The sequence below is a fragment of the Mycobacterium sp. 852002-51971_SCH5477799-a genome (assembly GCF_001667145.1).
GTDB lineage: Bacteria > Actinomycetota > Actinomycetes > Mycobacteriales > Mycobacteriaceae > Mycobacterium.
Map to the genome: position 1 here is coordinate 55,565 of NZ_LZIF01000005.1, position 15,750 is coordinate 71,314.

Annotated in this window: 15 protein-coding genes; 8 read left to right on the forward strand and 7 right to left on the reverse strand. The window is 67.5% G+C overall.

The annotated features are described in order from the left end of the window. Positions 1 to 14: 14 nt before the first annotated feature. On the reverse strand, positions 15 to 710 hold the full coding sequence (locus A5753_RS00330) for a TetR/AcrR family transcriptional regulator (RefSeq protein ID WP_067121816.1): 696 nt from the start codon (positions 708 to 710) through the stop codon (positions 15 to 17). 58 nt (positions 711 to 768) lie between these two features. Continuing rightward, the gene (locus A5753_RS00335) at positions 769 to 1,638 is read right to left on the reverse strand and encodes an alpha/beta fold hydrolase (RefSeq protein WP_067121819.1); all 870 of its coding nucleotides are present in this window, start codon (positions 1,636 to 1,638) and stop codon (positions 769 to 771) included. 234 nt (positions 1,639 to 1,872) lie between these two features. Here A5753_RS00335 and A5753_RS00340 point away from each other — a divergent pair, with 234 nt between their 5' ends. After that, positions 1,873 to 3,588 carry an MOSC and FAD-binding oxidoreductase domain-containing protein gene (locus A5753_RS00340; protein WP_067121822.1) on the forward strand — a complete coding sequence of 572 codons (1,716 nt, stop codon included), beginning with the start codon at positions 1,873 to 1,875 and terminating at the stop codon, positions 3,586 to 3,588. 3 nt (positions 3,589 to 3,591) lie between these two features. On the opposite strand, the gene A5753_RS00345 is transcribed toward A5753_RS00340, so the two are convergent. The 3 genes from A5753_RS00345 to A5753_RS00355 form a co-directional block, all read right to left on the reverse strand. Beyond that, entirely contained in the window at positions 3,592 to 4,332 is a 741-nt protein-coding gene (locus A5753_RS00345; protein ID WP_067121825.1) for an SDR family NAD(P)-dependent oxidoreductase, read from the reverse strand. 69 nt (positions 4,333 to 4,401) lie between these two features. Then, a complete protein-coding gene (locus A5753_RS00350; protein WP_067121828.1) occupies positions 4,402 to 5,199 on the reverse strand; it encodes a family 1 encapsulin nanocompartment shell protein in 798 nt (265 codons plus the stop codon). After that, a complete protein-coding gene (locus tag A5753_RS00355; RefSeq protein WP_067121831.1) occupies positions 5,196 to 6,206 on the reverse strand; it encodes a Dyp-type peroxidase in 1,011 nt (336 codons plus the stop codon). Before A5753_RS00355 ends, A5753_RS00350 begins: the two co-directional genes overlap by 4 nt. A gap of 100 nt (positions 6,207 to 6,306) precedes the next feature. On the opposite strand from A5753_RS00355, the gene A5753_RS00360 reads away from it, so the two are divergent. From A5753_RS00360 to purM, 7 genes are all read left to right on the forward strand, one after another. Beyond that, positions 6,307 to 7,617, forward strand: coding sequence for a M18 family aminopeptidase (locus tag A5753_RS00360; protein ID WP_156655838.1), 1,311 nt, complete (start codon positions 6,307 to 6,309; stop codon positions 7,615 to 7,617). Between the two features lie 11 nt (positions 7,618 to 7,628). Further along, complete coding sequence (locus A5753_RS00365) at positions 7,629 to 7,976, forward strand: VOC family protein (protein ID WP_067121834.1); 348 nt, start codon at positions 7,629 to 7,631, stop codon at positions 7,974 to 7,976. A 72-nt stretch (positions 7,977 to 8,048) separates the two neighbouring features. Next, a complete protein-coding gene (gene purL / locus A5753_RS00370) occupies positions 8,049 to 10,346 on the forward strand; it encodes a phosphoribosylformylglycinamidine synthase subunit PurL (RefSeq protein ID WP_067121838.1) in 2,298 nt (765 codons plus the stop codon). A 19-nt stretch (positions 10,347 to 10,365) separates the two neighbouring features. Next, the gene (locus A5753_RS00375) at positions 10,366 to 11,010 is read left to right on the forward strand and encodes a CPBP family intramembrane glutamic endopeptidase (protein ID WP_067121841.1); all 645 of its coding nucleotides are present in this window, start codon (positions 10,366 to 10,368) and stop codon (positions 11,008 to 11,010) included. Between the two features lie 3 nt (positions 11,011 to 11,013). After that, positions 11,014 to 11,403 (forward strand): sterol carrier family protein, encoded by a 390-nt coding sequence (locus A5753_RS00380; RefSeq protein WP_067121844.1) that lies wholly within the window; start codon positions 11,014 to 11,016, stop codon positions 11,401 to 11,403. 137 nt (positions 11,404 to 11,540) lie between these two features. Further along, positions 11,541 to 13,067, forward strand: a complete 1,527-nt coding sequence (purF, locus tag A5753_RS00385; protein ID WP_067121847.1) for an amidophosphoribosyltransferase — start codon at positions 11,541 to 11,543, stop codon at positions 13,065 to 13,067. A 71-nt stretch (positions 13,068 to 13,138) separates the two neighbouring features. After that, positions 13,139 to 14,233 (forward strand): phosphoribosylformylglycinamidine cyclo-ligase, encoded by a 1,095-nt coding sequence (gene purM / locus A5753_RS00390; protein WP_067121850.1) that lies wholly within the window; start codon positions 13,139 to 13,141, stop codon positions 14,231 to 14,233. 67 nt (positions 14,234 to 14,300) lie between these two features. Here the strand turns inward: purM and A5753_RS00395 are convergent, their stop codons facing one another. Both A5753_RS00395 and A5753_RS00400 read right to left on the reverse strand, forming a co-directional pair. Next, positions 14,301 to 14,486, reverse strand: coding sequence for a DUF3073 domain-containing protein (locus A5753_RS00395; protein WP_067121853.1), 186 nt, complete (start codon positions 14,484 to 14,486; stop codon positions 14,301 to 14,303). 147 nt (positions 14,487 to 14,633) lie between these two features. Beyond that, positions 14,634 to 15,728: a folate-binding protein YgfZ gene (locus tag A5753_RS00400; RefSeq protein ID WP_067121856.1), complete on the reverse strand. Its 1,095-nt coding sequence runs from the start codon at positions 15,726 to 15,728 to the stop codon at positions 14,634 to 14,636. Positions 15,729 to 15,750 lie beyond the last annotated feature (22 nt).

Genomic DNA, 15,750 nt, shown 5'->3' on the forward strand with positions numbered 1-15,750 from the left:
CACCTCTGACAGCCTCAGCTTGCTCGTCGCGCCGGACGGCGCCCCCGCGACCGGCGCGGTGGACGGGGCACTCGTTCGGCGCTGTCGGTGGCGAACAGGCGCAGGTAGTTCACCGCGAAGCGGATCGCATCGGCGTGCGGCCACTCCTCTTGATAGGTGAACGTCAGCACGCCACCTCCCTGGTGCGCGGCGACGATCACCATGGCGAGCCGGCGCGGATCGGCATCGCGAACCAGCAGCCCGTCATCCTTCATTCGCTGAATTGCCTGCTCTAACAACTCGATCCACTGCAGGTAGCCTGCGGCTAGCGCGTCGCGCGTGGCGTCGTCGGTCTTCGCCAGCTGGGCGGTGAGTGCGTGATAGGTGGGGGTCCCGAAATAGCCGATGCGGCGCAGGTAGCGCATGTTGAGGTCGATCCACCGCTCGAAGTCGTCGAGCGAACCCAGGTCCCGAAGCGTGGGCTGGCGGTGAAAGTCCAAGACCACGCCGATCTGGCGCCGGATCACCGCGCGTATCAGCGCCGCCTTGTCGGCGAAATAGTGCGCAAGCTGTGAGCCGCTGACCGACGCCGCGCGGCGCACGTTGTCCATGTTCGACGCGGACAGACCCTCGGTGACGATCAGCTGGGCCGCCGCCTGCACGATCCGGTCGCGGGTGGCGCGCCCCTTGGCGGTCAACCGTTGTTCGTCGTGAACATCGGGATGGGCCATCGCGTCAGGCTAACCCGGGAGCGCTCCCATTTTTGGGATCTCCAGCCCATACATCAGGTCAGGCCGTGACTCGCTTGGCGAGAAAGCCACGGATGAGCTGGGCGACGGCGTCGCACGCGGACTCCAAGAGGAAGTGGCCACCGTCGAGCAGGTGGATCTCGGCGTCCGGGAGGTCGTCGGCGAACGCCTCGGCGCCGGCAGGCCCGAAGATCTCGTCGCCACGGCCCCACACCGCGAGCAGCGGCACCCGGCTGGCTCGGAAGTACTCGTGCAGGCGCGGATACAGGGGAGCGTTGGTGGCGTAATCGCGAAAGAGCTTGAGCTGCACCAGATCGTTGCCGGGCCGGGCGAGCAGCGCGTAGTCGTGATGCCAGGAGTCGGGATCGACCAGTGTCTCGTCGGCCACGCCGGTGACGTACTGCCAGCGGGTGGCATCGAGCGTGAGAAACTGGCGCACCGGCGCCTCGGTGGCCGGCGTCTGTTCCTGTTGGTACGCCTGCACGACCTTCCAGAAGCTCTCGACGAATCCCGCGTCATAGCCATTGCCGTTCTGGCTGATGATCGCGGTAATGGCGGCCGGGTCGCGCAGCGCGAGCCGCCAGCCGATCGGTGCGCCGTAGTCCTGGACGTACATGGCGTACCGGTCGACGCCCAGGGTTCCCAGCAGACCCGCCGTGAGGCCCGTCAGCGCGTCGAAGGTGTAGTCGAACTCGTCGACCGATGGGGCGTCGGACAGCCCGAAGCCGAGGTGATCCGGCGCGATGGCATGGTATTTGTCGGCCAGGGCCGGGATCAGGTGGCGGAACATGTACGAGCTGGTGGGAAACCCGTGCAGGAGTACCACCGCGGGAGCGGCGGGGTCCCCGGCCTCCCGGTAGAAGATCCGATGGCCGTCGACGGTGGCGTATCGATGATGAACCGCAGGCATGGCATTCCTCCTGAGTCAATGCATTTCAGCATCGTGCGCCGCGGCGGCGTCCGATGGAGGTGCGCGGAACCCAGAATCCAGATTTATGGGTTGTATGACCCAGTATGCACCAAAGGGGCGGGTCGCAACAGCCCGTGAAGCCGATGTATTGCCGTGCGGACCGGCCTGCCATATTCTGGGCGAACCATCCCAGTTGGGGCTCGGTACGAATACGAGCCGTTTCGAGGTGACACAGTGGGCAGGCTTGTTTCGGTGAACGTGGGCATGCCCAAGAACGTCCAATGGCGGGACAAAACCGTCTACACCGGGATCTGGAAGGCCCCGATCGAGGGGCCAGTGATGGTGCGCCGGCTGAACGTCGACGGCGACGGCCAGGGGGACCTCGCCGGTCATGGTGGGGAGCAACGCGCCGTCATGGTGTACCAGACCGAGGCCTACGACTTCTGGGAGGCCTACCTGGGTCGCGACGACCTGCGACCCGGACACTTCGGCGAGAACTTCACCGTCACCGGGCTCGCCGACGACGACGTCTGCATCGGGGATCGCTATCGCATCGGCGATGCCGAGTTCGAGGTCACCCAGCCGCGTGTCACCTGTTTTCGGGTCGGCATCCGCCTCGACGAGCCCGACATGCCCAATCTGCTTGTCTCTCAACATCGCCCGGGCTTCTACTTCCGGGTGATCACCGAGGGCCGCGTGCGGGCCGGCGACGACATCGTGCGCACCCGCCGTGGCCGTCACGAACTCAGCGTCGCCGACGTCGACGCCCTGCTCTATCTGCCCGACCGCAGCGTCGAAACGCTGCGCAAGGCCATCGACGTTCCGGCGCTCAGCCCGGGCTGGCAGCAGTCTTTTCACGAGCTACTGGCCGCACGCGATGGCGGCCGACCCGCCGCGGTAGCGCCACCAATCGGGGTCGAACCGGGGTGGAAGGGCTTTCGTGATTTGCGGGTCACCCAAACACGTTGGGAGAGTGCACAAGTTCTTTCGATCCGGCTCGAGGCCGATGACCACAGTCCGCTGCCACCGGCGCTTCCCGGCCAGTACTTGACGGTCAAGGTCACCGGCGCCGGCGAGCCCGCGCCGCTGCGCAGCTACTCCCTGTCGGACGATTCCAACGCCGGCTATTACCGCATCAGTGTCAAGCGCGAGGACCGCGGCGTGGTGAGCCGGTGGCTGCATGCCCACATCCAGCCGGGATCGGTGATAGCGGCGGCTGCCCCACGCGGCGACTTCTACCTCGCCGAAGACAGCGGTCCGGTTGTCCTGTTCTCCGCCGGAATCGGCGCGACGCCCGTCCTGGCGATGCTGCATGCGCTGTCGGTGGCCCGGAGTCGGCGTGACATCTGGTGGCTGCATACCACCCGCAACCGCGAAACCCAAGTCTTTGCAGCCGAAGTCGCGAAACTCATCAATTCGTTACCGCACGCCAGGCAGCAGGTCTTCTACACCGAAACGCAGGGTCGGCTGCGCCGAGAGTCCATCGCGAAATTGGGCCTGCCCGCCAGCGCCGCCGTCTACCTTTGCGGTCCAACGCAATTCATGGCGGACATGCGCGACGCTCTGACTGGCATGGGATTCGACCCGGCCCGCATCCACAGCGAGTTGTTCGGTGCGCTGCCCGCGATCAACTCTGGAGTAGTCGACACAGGCGAGCGCAGGCCACCCCACCCGCCCGTCGGGCCGCCGGGCACCGGGCCCGCGATCACCTTCACGCGCAGCGGATTAACCGTCGACTGGTCACCCGCTTACCGAAGTATCCTCGATCTCGCCGAAGCCTGCGACGTGCCGACCCGTTTCTCCTGTCGAAGCGGGGTGTGTCACGTGTGCGTGACCGGAATCGTTGCCGGCACGACCACTTACGTTCAGCAGCCGTTGGAGCCGCCCGGTGACGGGTCGGTCCTCATCTGCTCCGCGGCCCCGGAGACCGACGTGGTGCTCGATCTTTAGTCCTCATGCGACGATCGCTTGCTGCCCTCCGGTTGCGTGCAAAATAGCGCCGTTGACATAGCTGGCCTCCGGAGAGGCGAGAAAGACCGCTGCACTGGCGATTTCACTCGCATCGGCCACTCGCTTCAGGGCGGTGATCGCCGCAATTGTGTCGAGGACACCCGGAAGTGCCGCGGCCCCCGGCGTGTCGGTCGGCCCCGCGGCCACCGCGTTCACCCGCACGCCCGCCTCGCCGAATTCATCGGCCCAGACACGCGTCAGCTGCTCCACGCCGGCTTTGGTGGCCCCGTAGATCCCCGCCCCGCGCGTTGCCACCGACGCGGCGAGGGTGCTCACGTTGACCACGGCGCCGTGGCCCCGAGCGGCCATGGCCGGCACCAACTGCTGCACCAGGATGTACGGCGCACGCAGGTTGACGTTGACGTGTTCGTCGAAGGTCGCGTCGTCGGTGTCCGCCGTGGGGCCGAACTCGTAGATGCCGGCGTTGTTGATCAGGATGTCCACCGGCCCCGCCTCGGCCGCCAACCGCCGGACATCGGCGGCGACGTTGAGGTCGGCCGCGACGAAACGCGCCTTGCCACCGGCATTTTCAATGTCTCGAACGGTTTTGGCGCCGCGTTCGGCATTGCGGCCCTGCACCACGACCTCGGCGCCGCGAGTTGCAAGCTGCAATGCAATTTCCCGGCCGATCCCCGATGTCGCGCCGGTCACCAATGCGGTCGAGCCGGCCAAAGTTGTTGCCATCGAAACCCTGCCTCCGAGAGAGAAGTTCGTTTTCTCTCCGGGTAAGCAGTGGCTCGCCGGTAATTATTCCTACGGGCTGAGCGGGACGGCCGCCTCCGCGGTGTAGCACAGGAAGGTCAGCGTCTCCTGCAGATACAGCTGCACGGTGTCCGCGTCATGGCTGGTGTACCCGATCGACACGTCGTGCCCGAGCTGCAGGTCAAAGTCACCGCCGCGGGTGGTCAGCACGAAAGCGCCGTCGATGGCCGGCGCCCAGATGATGTCGCCGGGAACCAGCCGGTCGATGTGCTCGAGGATCGGGTAGCCGTGTTCGGTCGTCTCGCTGACCCGCGTGTAGACGTCGGCGGACAGCAGCACCGAGTAGGGGCCGTCGACACCGGCCAGCCGGAGTTCGGAGATCGCCTGGGTGATGACGTCGGGAATCTCCCGCGGATCCGCCGGCAGGGTCAGCGACTTGTTCGAGCTTGCCGAGCGGATGCCCTCGATCGATGCCGCGGCGTAGCCCTCGAAGATGGCCCGGTCTTCCACGAACGCCAGCTTCTTGGCGGCTTCCTTGACCGGGTCCCAATCGGAGTCGTTGGCGCCGCGCTCGACATTGTCGATCTCGTAGCGCGACAGGGTGAACGGAACCCGCAGCCGGACAAGCGGTTTGCTTTCCCGCAGGTGGGCTTCCACGCCTTCGGTGGGTGACGCAACGTTCGCGAGTCGACCGGTGCTCACCGCGGCGGTGACCGGTCCGCCGGGCTCGCTGACGTCAACGACCCGACGCCCGGCGATGTGGCGTTTGAAGGTGCGGGTCGCCTCCGTTTCGATTTCGTCCCAAGCGGCGTCGGTGACCGGTGCCAGGTCGCGGTAGAGGTTGTTCATGAAGTCGTTCCTTTCAGGCTGCCGATCGAAAGTGAACCGTTCTGTGCAGCAGGCGTTTCCGCCGGCGGCGCTGCGGGCAGGGGCGGTGGGTCGTCGAGAAAGTCGAGGGTGGGGGAGAAGAACAGGCCGCCGGTGATGGCCGTGGAGAAGTCGAGGATGCGGTCGGTGTTGCCCGGCGGATCGCCGAGGAACATGTTGCGCAGCATCCGTTCGGTGACTTGGGGTGTGCGCGAATAACCGATGAAATACGTGCCGTATTCGCTTTTGCCGAGCTCACCGAACGGCATGTTGTGCCGCACGATTTTCAGTTCGGTGCCGTCGTCGTCGGTGATCACATTGAGGGCGATGTGGGCGTTGCCCGGCTTGACGTCGTCGTCGAGCTCGATGTCGTCAAGCTTCGTGCGGCCGATCACCCGCTCTTGCTCGGTGACCGAGATCGAATTCCACGACGACATGTCGTGCACGTACTTCTGCACGTGCACATAGCAAGAGCCGACGAAGTCGGGGTCCTCGTCCCCGATCGCGGTGGCACTGGTGGCCAGCGCGCCGTCCGGATTCTCTGTGCCGTCAACGAATCCGAGCAAGTCGCGGTTGTCGAAGTAGCGGAAGCCATGCACCTCGTCGACCACGGTGACCGCACCGGCCATCGATTTGAGGATCCGGTCGGCCAATTCGAAGCAGACATCCAAGCTCTCGGCCCTGATGTGGAACAACAGATCCCCGGGCGTGGCGGGAGCGGTGTGCCGCGGTCCGTTCAGCTCGGGGAACCGATGCAGTTCGGCGGGCCGGGGTCCGGAGAACAGCCGATCCCAGGCGTCGGAGCCGATCGAAGCGATCGCCGACAACCGCTTCTGTGGTTCGCGGAAACCGATCGCGCGCACCAGCCCGGGAATGTCGGGCAGCGCGTCGTGCACCGCTTCCTCCCCTCCCTCGTCGACGGTCACCACCAGGAAGATCGCCGCGGGAGTCAGCGGCGCGAGGATGGGTTGCGGCTGGACGGGGGGCACTCTGAGGACCCTAGCGTGGTGACGGTGAGCGCCGGAAGCGGCGCGAGCAAGGTGCGCGCAATCGACCCTAGCGTGAACTGCATGACGGCGGACAGCCATGATGTTCAACATGTCCGGCGGGCCTCGAAACCAGGCGAAGTCCTCAGCGAGCGCGCAAGGACTTTGCGATTTCATCGACGCCTCTCCGTCGCCATTTCACGTGTGCGCCACGATGGCCGCTCGGCTGGTCGCTGCCGGATACACCGAACTGAGCGAGGCTAAACGCTGGCCGTCCGAGACCGGGCGCTACTTCACGGTGCGGGCGGGCTCGCTGATCGCCTGGAATTCGGAAGGCGCCGACGGACCGTTCCGAATAGTCGGGGCGCACACCGACAGTCCCAACCTCAGGGTCAAGCAGCACCCCGACCGGGTGGTCGCCGGCTGGCGGGTGGTGGCGCTGGAACCCTATGGGGGCGCGTGGCTCAACTCGTGGCTGGACCGCGATCTGGGAATCAGTGGGCGCCTGTCGGTGCGCGCGGACGGCGAAGACGGCGGCGTCGCACACCAGCTCGTGCGGATCGACGAGCCGATCCTTCGGGTGCCGCAGCTGGCCATCCATCTGGCCGAGGACCGCAAGTCGGTGACGCTGGATCCGCAGCGACACGTCAACGCGGTGTGGGGTGCCGGGGATACGGCGCGGTCGTTCGTCGATTACGTCGCCGAGCGCGCCGGGGTCGCCGCGACCGACGTGCTGGCCGCCGATCTGATGACCCACGACCTGACTCCCGCCGCGGTGGTCGGCGCCGACGCCGACCTGCTGAGTGCGCCCCGGTTGGACAATCAGGCCAGTTGCTACGCGGGGTTGGAGGCACTGCTGGCCGTGGAACGGCCCGGGGCCTATCTGCCCGTGTTGGTGGTCTTCGATCACGAGGAGGTCGGGTCGTCGTCGGATCACGGCGCGCAATCCGATCTGCTGGGCACCGTGCTCGAGCGAATCGTGCTGGCGGCCGGCGGTAGCCGCGAGGACTACCTGCGCCGGCTGCCGTCGTCGTTGCTGGCCTCGGCGGACATGGCACACGCCACCCACCCCAACTACCCGGAGCGACACGAGCCCAGCCACGCGATCGCGGTGAACGCCGGGCCGGTGCTCAAGGTGCACCCGAACCTGCGCTACGCCACCGACGGCCGCACCGCCGCGGCGTTCGCGCTGGCCTGCCGGCAGGCCGGAGTGGCCTTGCAGCGCTACGAACACCGGGCCGACCTGCCGTGCGGGTCGACGATCGGACCGTTGACCTCGGCGCGGACGGGCATCCCCACCGTTGACGTCGGCGCCGCGCAGTTGGCGATGCACTCCGCGCGCGAGTTGATGGGCGCACACGACGTGGCCTCCTATTCGGCGGCGATGCAGGCGTTCCTTTTCCCGACGACATAGGGTCTGCCGATATGGCGCTCAACGTGGAGATGTTGACCTTCGACTGCAGCAACCCGGCGAAACTGGCCGGCTGGTGGGCCGAGCAGTTCGACGGGATGACGCACGAGGTGCTGGCTGACGAGTTCACCGCCGTGACCTTCCCGCAAGGGTTGCGGCTCGGGTTCCAGAAGGTGCCCGACCCGACGCCTGGAAAGAATCGCGTGCACCTCGATTTGAGCGCGGCCGACGTCGACGCCGAGGTGTCGCGGCTGACGGCGGCCGGAGCGACCGAGGTCGGCCGGCACCAGTTCGGCGACAGCTTCCGCTGGGTGGTGCTCGCCGACCCCGAGGGCAACGTGTTCTGCATAGTGCGTCAGTAGCCCAGGCTCGCAGTTCAGCCCGGTCCCGGCCATCTCGGCGTCCGGGGTGCGACCAGCCCTAGACTGTCTGGCGTGACAGTCTCCGGGACGAGTGCGCGCACCCAGGCCATCGACACCGTCGAGCACGCCGCCACTACTCCCGACGAGCCGCAGCCGTTCGCCGAGCTGGGCCTCAAAGACGACGAATACCAGCGGATCCGCGACATCCTGGGACGTCGGCCGACCGACGCCGAGCTGGCGATGTACTCGGTGATGTGGAGCGAGCACTGCTCCTACAAGTCGTCCAAGGTGCACCTGCGGTACTTCGGCGAGACCACCACCGACGAGATGCGGGCCGGCATGCTGGCCGGCATCGGCGAGAACGCCGGCGTCGTCGACATCGGCGACGGCTGGGCAGTCACCTTCAAAGTCGAGTCGCACAACCACCCGTCCTACGTCGAGCCCTACCAGGGCGCGGCCACCGGTGTCGGCGGGATCGTCCGCGACATCATGGCCATGGGCGCGCGACCGGTCGCGGTGATGGACCAGCTGAGGTTCGGGGCGGCCGACGCGCCGGACACCCGTCGCGTCGTCGACGGCGTGGTGCGCGGCATCGGCGGCTACGGCAACTCGTTGGGATTGCCCAACATCGGCGGCGAAACCGTCTTCGATGCCTGCTACGCCGGCAACCCGCTCGTCAATGCCATGTGCGTCGGCGTGCTGCGCCAGGAGGACCTGCACCTGGCCTTTGCCTCGGGCGCCGGCAACAAGATCATCCTGTTCGGTGCCCGCACCGGCTTGGACGGCATCGGCGGGGTCTCGGTGCTGGCTTCGGACACCTTCGACAGCGGGGGATCCCGCAAGAAGCTTCCCTCGGTTCAGGTCGGCGACCCGTTCATGGAGAAGGTGCTCATCGAGTGCTGCCTCGAGCTGTACGCCGGTCACCTGGTGGTCGGCATTCAGGATCTGGGCGGAGCCGGATTATCCTGCGCCACATCGGAATTGGCTTCAGCCGGCGACGGCGGGATGGCGATTCAGCTCGAAACCGTGCCGCTGCGCACCACGCAGATGACGCCCGCGGAGATCCTCTGCAGCGAGTCCCAGGAGCGGATGTGCGCCGTGGTGACCCCGGAAAACGTCGACGCCTTCTTGGCGGTGTGCCGCAAGTGGGACGTGCTGGCCACGGTGATCGGCGAGGTCACCGACGGCGACCGGTTGCAGATCACCTGGCACGGCCTGACGGTCGTCGACGTGCCGCCGCGCACCGTCGCTCACGAAGGCCCCGTTTATCACCGCCCGGTCGCCCGGCCCGATACGCAGGACGCGCTGAACGCCGACAGTTCGACGCGATTGCCGCGACCGGCCACCGGTGACGAACTGCGCGCCACTTTGCTTGCGCTGCTGGGTAGTCCGCACCTGTGCAGCCGTGCGTACATCACCGAACAGTACGACCGGTACGTGCGCGGCAATACCGTGCTCGCCGAGCACGCCGACGGTGGCGTGCTGCGCGTCGACGAATCCACCGGCCGCGGCGTCGCCTTGTCCACGGACGCCTCCGGCCGCTATACGAAGCTGGATCCCTACGCCGGTGCCCAGCTCGCCCTGGCCGAGGCCTACCGCAACGTCGCCGTCACCGGAGCGGCGCCGGTTGCGGTGACCAATTGCCTGAATTTTGGTTCGCCGGAAGACCCCGGAGTGATGTGGCAGTTCTCGGAGGCGGTGCGGGGCCTGGCGGATGGCTGTGTGGCCCTGGGGATTCCGGTGACGGGCGGCAACGTCAGCTTCTACAACCAGACGGGCACGGCGGCGATCCTGCCCACCCCGGTGGTAGGCGTGCTGGGCGTCATCGATGACGTCGGCCGGCGCATCCCCACCGGGCTGGGCACCGAGCCGGGAGAAACCCTGCTGCTGCTTGGCGATACGCGCGACGAGTTCGACGGTTCGACCTGGGCGCAGGTGACCGCCGATCATCTGGGTGGATTGCCGCCCAAGGTCGACCTGGCCCGCGAAAAGCTGCTGGGCGAGGTGCTGCATTCGGCGTCGCGCGATGGTTTGGTGTCCGCTGCCCACGACCTGTCCGAAGGCGGCCTCGCGCAGGCCGTCGTCGAAGCCGCCCTGGCCGGTGAAACCGGTTGTCGCATAGTACTTCCGGAGGATACCGATCCGTTCGTGACGTTGTTCTCCGAGTCGGCGGGTCGCGTACTGGTGGCGGTGCCGCGCACCGAGGAGAGCCGGTTCCGTTCGATGTGCGAGGCGCGTGGGCTGCCGGCGGTGCGCATCGGCGTCGTCGACCAGGCCTCCGACGCGGTCAAGTTCCAGGGGCTGTTCACCGTTCCGCTGACCGAACTGCGCGAGACCTCCGAGGCGGTGCTGCCCCGGCTTTTCGGATGAGTGCACGCAGCGAATCCTGATGTCTGCCAGGCACTTCGGTCGATTTGACGCGTTGTCATTGGCCGCCGCGCTGATCGGCTGGAGTTTCGTCAGCCCGCGGCTGCCGGCGTTGTGGCGGACGATGCTGCAAGCCGGCGTGGGCGGCGTGCTGGTGCGGGTGACGCGGACGCCTTTGGGCTTGGGCCCGCCTAGGCTACGGGCCGGCTTGCGATTGGGGTCACTGGCCGCCTTGCACGTGGCCGGTACGGTCGCCGCGACGACCATACTGGCGACGGTGCGCCGATCGATGGCCGACCGCCGGCCGCCGGCGGCGGCGCCGGAGTGGCTGCTGCTGCGGATACCGGTGGGCACCGTGTGGTCGGAGGAGGCCGCGTTTCGGGGGGCGCTGATGACCGCGGGCTCCGCTGCTTTCGGTGCGCGCGGTGGACGGCTGTTGCAGGCCTGCACTTTTGGTCTGTCACACATCGCCGATGCGCGCGCGACGGGTGAGCCGGTCGCCGCCACCGTGTTGGTCACCGGGATCGCGGGCTGGCTCTTCGGTTGGCTGGCCGACCGTTCCGGAAGCCTGGCCGCACCCATGCTGGCGCATCTGGCGGTCAACGAAGCGGGGGCGATCGCCGTGCTGGCCGTGCGGTCTTCGGACCGCGGGATTTTGAGACGCTAGGGTATGGCCCCGCGCGACAAAGCCGATCCGGCGAAGACCCGGCAGGCGTTACTGGTCATCGCGGACTGGCTTCGCGACGATTCCCGTCCGGCGCCCGACCGCCAGGAATTGGCGACGGCCGTGCGGCTGACCGCCCGCACGCTGGCCGCGGTGGCACCCGGGCGAAGCGTGGAGCTGCGCATCCCGCCTTTCGTCGCGGTGCAGTGCATCGCCGGGCCCACGCACACCCGGGGCACGCCGCCCAATGTGGTGGAAACGGATCCGCGGACCTGGCTGCTGCTGGCCACCGGAAAGTTGTCGTTCGCCGAGGCGCAGCCCACCGGTGCGCTGCGCCTTTCCGGCTCGCGAGCGGGTGAGATTGGACACTGCCTGCCCTTGTTCGATGTGGGCTGAACATAACCCTGAACTGCAGGTTTAGGTGTTTGAAGTGGGAATTCGTGGCTCAACACGCCCGGCGGATTCGTCGGCGCGCCGACGCTGCCCGTAGACTACGTTAGGTCACCAACCGTTCCCCGGGGAGCTGCCTAATCGTGACCGTCCAAGAACCCGAAGAGGACTTCAACGCACCCCGTGAAGAATGCGGTGTATTCGGGGTCTGGGCCCCGGGCGAGGACGTCGCCAAACTCACCTATTACGGCCTGTACGCGCTGCAGCATCGCGGCCAGGAAGCCGCCGGCATCGCCGTCGCCGATGGATCCCAGGTGCTGGTCTTCAAAGACCTCGGCCTGGTCAGCCAGGTATTCGACGAGCAGACGCTGGGCGCCATGCCGGGCCACGTCGCCATCGGCCACTGTCGCTACTCGACCACCGGCGACACCACCTGGGAAAACGCGCAGCCGGTCTTCCGCAACACCGCGGCCGGCACCGGGGTTGCGTTGGGACACAACGGGAACCTGGTCAACACCGCCGAGCTCGCCACCCGGGCCCGCGACGAGGGGTTGATCGCCAGGCGCGCCCCGGCGCCGGCGACCACGGACTCGGACATCCTGGGCGCGCTGCTGGCCCACGGCGCGGCGGACGCCACCCTGGAGCAGGCGGCGCTGGATCTGCTGCCGACCGTGCGCGGCGCGTTCTGCCTGACCTTCATGGACGAGAACACCCTGTACGCGTGCCGCGATCCGCATGGGGTACGGCCACTTTCGCTCGGCCGGCTGGACCGTGGCTGGGTGGTGGCCTCCGAAACGGCGGCCCTCGACATCGTCGGCGCGTCGTTCGTGCGCGACATCGAACCCGGCGAATTGCTGGCGATCGACGCCGACGGCGTCCGGTCCACGCGTTTCGCCAACCCCACCCCCAAGGGTTGCGTCTTCGAGTACGTCTACCTGGCACGACCGGACAGCACGATTGCCGGCCGGTCGGTCCACGCGACCCGGGTGGAAATCGGTCGCCGGCTCGCCCGTGAGCGTCCCGTCGAAGCCGACCTGGTCATCGGCGTGCCCGAGTCGGGCACGCCCGCCGCCGTCGGATACGCGCAGGAGTCGGGCATTCCCTATGGCCAGGGGCTGATGAAGAACGCCTACGTCGGGCGCACCTTCATCCAGCCGTCGCAGACCATCCGCCAGCTCGGTATCCGGCTGAAGCTCAACCCACTTCGCGAGGTGATCCGGGGCAAGCGACTCATCGTCGTCGACGACTCGATCGTGCGCGGGAACACCCAGCGCGCACTGCTGCGAATGCTGCGCGAGGCCGGCGCCGTCGAAGTGCACGTGCGGATCGCTTCGCCCCCGGTCAAATGGCCGTGCTTCTACGGCATCGACTTCCCGTCACCGGCGGAACTGATCGCCAACGCGGTCGAAGACAAAAAGGAGATGCTCGAGGCGGTGCGGCATGCCATCGGTGCCGACTCGCTGGGCTACATCTCGCTGCGCGGCCTGATCGCGGCCTCAGAGCAGCCGGCCTCGCGGCTGTGCACCGCCTGCTTCGACGGCCAGTATCCGATCGAACTGCCCGACGAAACCGCGTTGGGCAAGAACGTCATCGAGCACATGCTCGCCAATGCCGCGCGCGGCGCAGGCCTCGACGATCTCGCGGCCGATGAAGTGCCAATCGTGCGCTGAGGGAACTCGGTTGCGCCCCATCGCCGACGTTTGATCCCGGTCGTGAACGCCGCCCGGTAGCCTTTATCGCGATGACGGATCCCGGAAAGAGCCCCGGACGCCACCAAGGCAGTCAGGGCATCACCTACGCTTCGGCCGGGGTGGACATTGAAGCCGGCGATCGCGCCGTCGAATTGTTCAAGCCGCTGGCGACAAAAGCTACCCGACCCGAGGTTCTGGGCGGCCTGGGCGGATTCGCCGGCCTGTTCGCCCTGCGCGGCGACTACCGCGAGCCGCTGCTCGCGGCCTCCACCGATGGCGTCGGCACCAAGCTGGCGGTTGCCCAGGCGATGGACAAACACGACACCGTCGGGCTGGACCTGGTCGCGATGGTGGTCGACGACCTGGTGGTGTGTGGCGCCGAGCCGCTGTTCCTGCAGGACTACATCGCGGTGGGCCGCACGGTGCCGGAACGCTTGAGCGCCCTCGTCAGTGGCATCGCCGAGGGGTGTGTGCGGGCCGGTTGCGCGCTGCTGGGTGGCGAGACGGCCGAACACCCCGGTCTGATGGAACCGGACCACTACGACATTTCGGCTACCGGAATCGGTGTCGTGGAGGCCGACGACGTGCTGGGCCCCGACCGGGTCAAGCCCGGTGACGTCATCATCGCGATGGGCTCTTCAGGGCTGCATTCCAACGGATATTCGCTGGCGCGCACGGTGCTGCTCGAGATCGACCGGATGAACCTCGAGGGCTATGTGGAGGAGTTCGGCCGCACCCTGGGTGAGGAATTGCTCGAACCCACCCGTATCTACGCCAAAGACTGCCTGGCGCTCGCGGCCGAAACCCACGTCCGCACCTTCTGCCACGTCACCGGCGGCGGGCTGGCAGGCAATCTGCAACGCGTCATTCCGCATGGTCTGGTCGCCGAGATGGACCGCGGCACCTGGACGCCCGCGCCCGTGTTCGCCATGATCGCCCAGCGCGGCCGGGTGACGCGCGAGGAGATGGAGAAGACGTTCAACATGGGCGTCGGCATGATCGCCGTCGTGGCTCCCGAAGACACCGACCGCGCGTTGGCCATCCTGACCGCACGACACTTGGACTGCTGGGTGCTGGGCACCGTCGGCAAAGGCGGAAAAGAGGGCCCGCGGGCCAAGATGGTGGGTCAACATCCCAGGTTCTAGGACGCGTGGGCTTCGGCAGAACTAACGCGGCGCCGGTGCACTACGCATCGGCGCCGGGGCGTTGGCTTTAGCGACGCCAGCTGTCCTGGTCGTCCCAGGATTCGTCGGATCCGTCGCTGTCCAGTTCACTGGACTCGTCGGAACCCGATCCGGACAGCTCTTGCTGAAGCCGCTGGAAGTCGGTCTGCGGAGAACTGTATTTGAGTTCTCGAGCAACCTTGGTCTGCTTTGCCTTAGCCCGGCCGCGGCCCATGGGGGAACCCCCTCGCGCAATAACGGAGCGGCCTAACGAGTAGGCGGCTCCGATCTCCTGGTGTCATATTGTCCTGCCAACCACTTTACCGTGCCCCGCCACCGGGCGTCGGCGCGCCCTGCTCGCTGTGGCGGACGTTACCGTTCATTATCCCGCACCGCCCCGCAACCGTTCAACAGCTAACCGTCCGGCGCCGATCTGTTCCGTCGCGGGCAGGGAATCGGCATCGATCACCGCCGCTACCGAGGCCTCCGGTCCGGTCGCCAATTCCGTGTCGGCGGCCAGCCCGCGCTTGAGCAGCGCCAGCGCTATCGGCCCGAGATCGACGTGGTCGACGACGGTGCCGAGGCGGCCGACCGTGCGGCCGCCGGCCAGCACCGGATCACCCGTCGACGGCCGGTCCACCGACCCGTCGAGGTGCAGCAGCACCAGCATCCGGGGTGGCCTGCCCAAGTTGTGCACCCGCGCGACGGTCTCCTGCCCGCGATAGCAACCCTTGTCCAGGTGAACGGCTCCGGCGCCCGGACCACCGATCCATCCCACCTCGTGCGGAATCGTGCGCTCGTCGGTATCGACGCCGAGGCGGGGCCGCACGGCCGCGACCCGGTGAGCCTCGTACGCCCATACACCGCCGGGCCGGACCCCGGCTTGCGCCAGGCGATTTCGCCAGTCGTCCACCGCGGCGCGCGGAACGAGCAGGTCCAACTCGATTTGGCCGTCGCGGGTGCCACGCATTCGCCGCACGAAGCCGTCGCCCACGGGAACAGCGGTCAGCTCGGCCGGCAGCGCGTCCACGCCGAGCGCGTCAAGAACCGCCTGGTCAGCCAGCTTCGGGCCGAGCAACGACAGCACCGCCAGATCGGCTTCGGCCGCAGTGACATCGGACCAGAACACCATCTTGCGCAGGTACCCCAGCAGCGGCTCAGCCCGCCACGGTTCGGTATCGAGGTAGGTCGTGCCGGCCAGCTCGGTCTGGACCCAGTGATCCTCGACGCGGCCCTGGCCGTCGAGGCTGAGGTTCTGTGTGCTGGCGCCGTCGGGAAGGTCGCTGACGAATTGCGTCGAGATGCTGTGCAACCAGGTCTGCCGGTCCTTGCCGGCCAGGGTGAGCACTCCGCGGTGCGAGCGGTCCACGAATATCGCGTCGGTGTCGGCCGCGCGCTGCTCGCCCAACGGATCGCCGTAATGCCAGACGGCACCGGCGTCGGGTCCGGTCTCGGGTGCGGGGACGGGGTGGGTCACGAGTCAACTCTACGGACGGGTC

What these genes read in the sequence shown, in the direction of transcription:
- A5753_RS00330 (WP_067121816.1), bottom strand. Translation starts at nt 710, where the DNA reads ATGGCCCATCCCGATGTTCACGACGAACAACGGTTGACCGCCAAGGGG.
- A5753_RS00335 (WP_067121819.1), bottom strand. Translation starts at nt 1,638, where the DNA reads ATGCCTGCGGTTCATCATCGATACGCCACCGTCGACGGCCATCGGATC.
- A5753_RS00345 (WP_067121825.1), bottom strand. Translation starts at nt 4,332, where the DNA reads ATGGCAACAACTTTGGCCGGCTCGACCGCATTGGTGACCGGCGCGACA.
- A5753_RS00350 (WP_067121828.1), bottom strand. Translation starts at nt 5,199, where the DNA reads ATGAACAACCTCTACCGCGACCTGGCACCGGTCACCGACGCCGCTTGG.
- A5753_RS00360 (WP_156655838.1), top strand. Translation starts at nt 6,307, where the DNA reads ATGTTCAACATGTCCGGCGGGCCTCGAAACCAGGCGAAGTCCTCAGCG.
- A5753_RS00365 (WP_067121834.1), top strand. Translation starts at nt 7,629, where the DNA reads ATGGCGCTCAACGTGGAGATGTTGACCTTCGACTGCAGCAACCCGGCG.
- A5753_RS00375 (WP_067121841.1), top strand. Translation starts at nt 10,366, where the DNA reads ATGTCTGCCAGGCACTTCGGTCGATTTGACGCGTTGTCATTGGCCGCC.
- A5753_RS00380 (WP_067121844.1), top strand. Translation starts at nt 11,014, where the DNA reads ATGGCCCCGCGCGACAAAGCCGATCCGGCGAAGACCCGGCAGGCGTTA.
- purM (WP_067121850.1), top strand. Translation starts at nt 13,139, where the DNA reads ATGACGGATCCCGGAAAGAGCCCCGGACGCCACCAAGGCAGTCAGGGC.
- A5753_RS00395 (WP_067121853.1), bottom strand. Translation starts at nt 14,486, where the DNA reads ATGGGCCGCGGCCGGGCTAAGGCAAAGCAGACCAAGGTTGCTCGAGAA.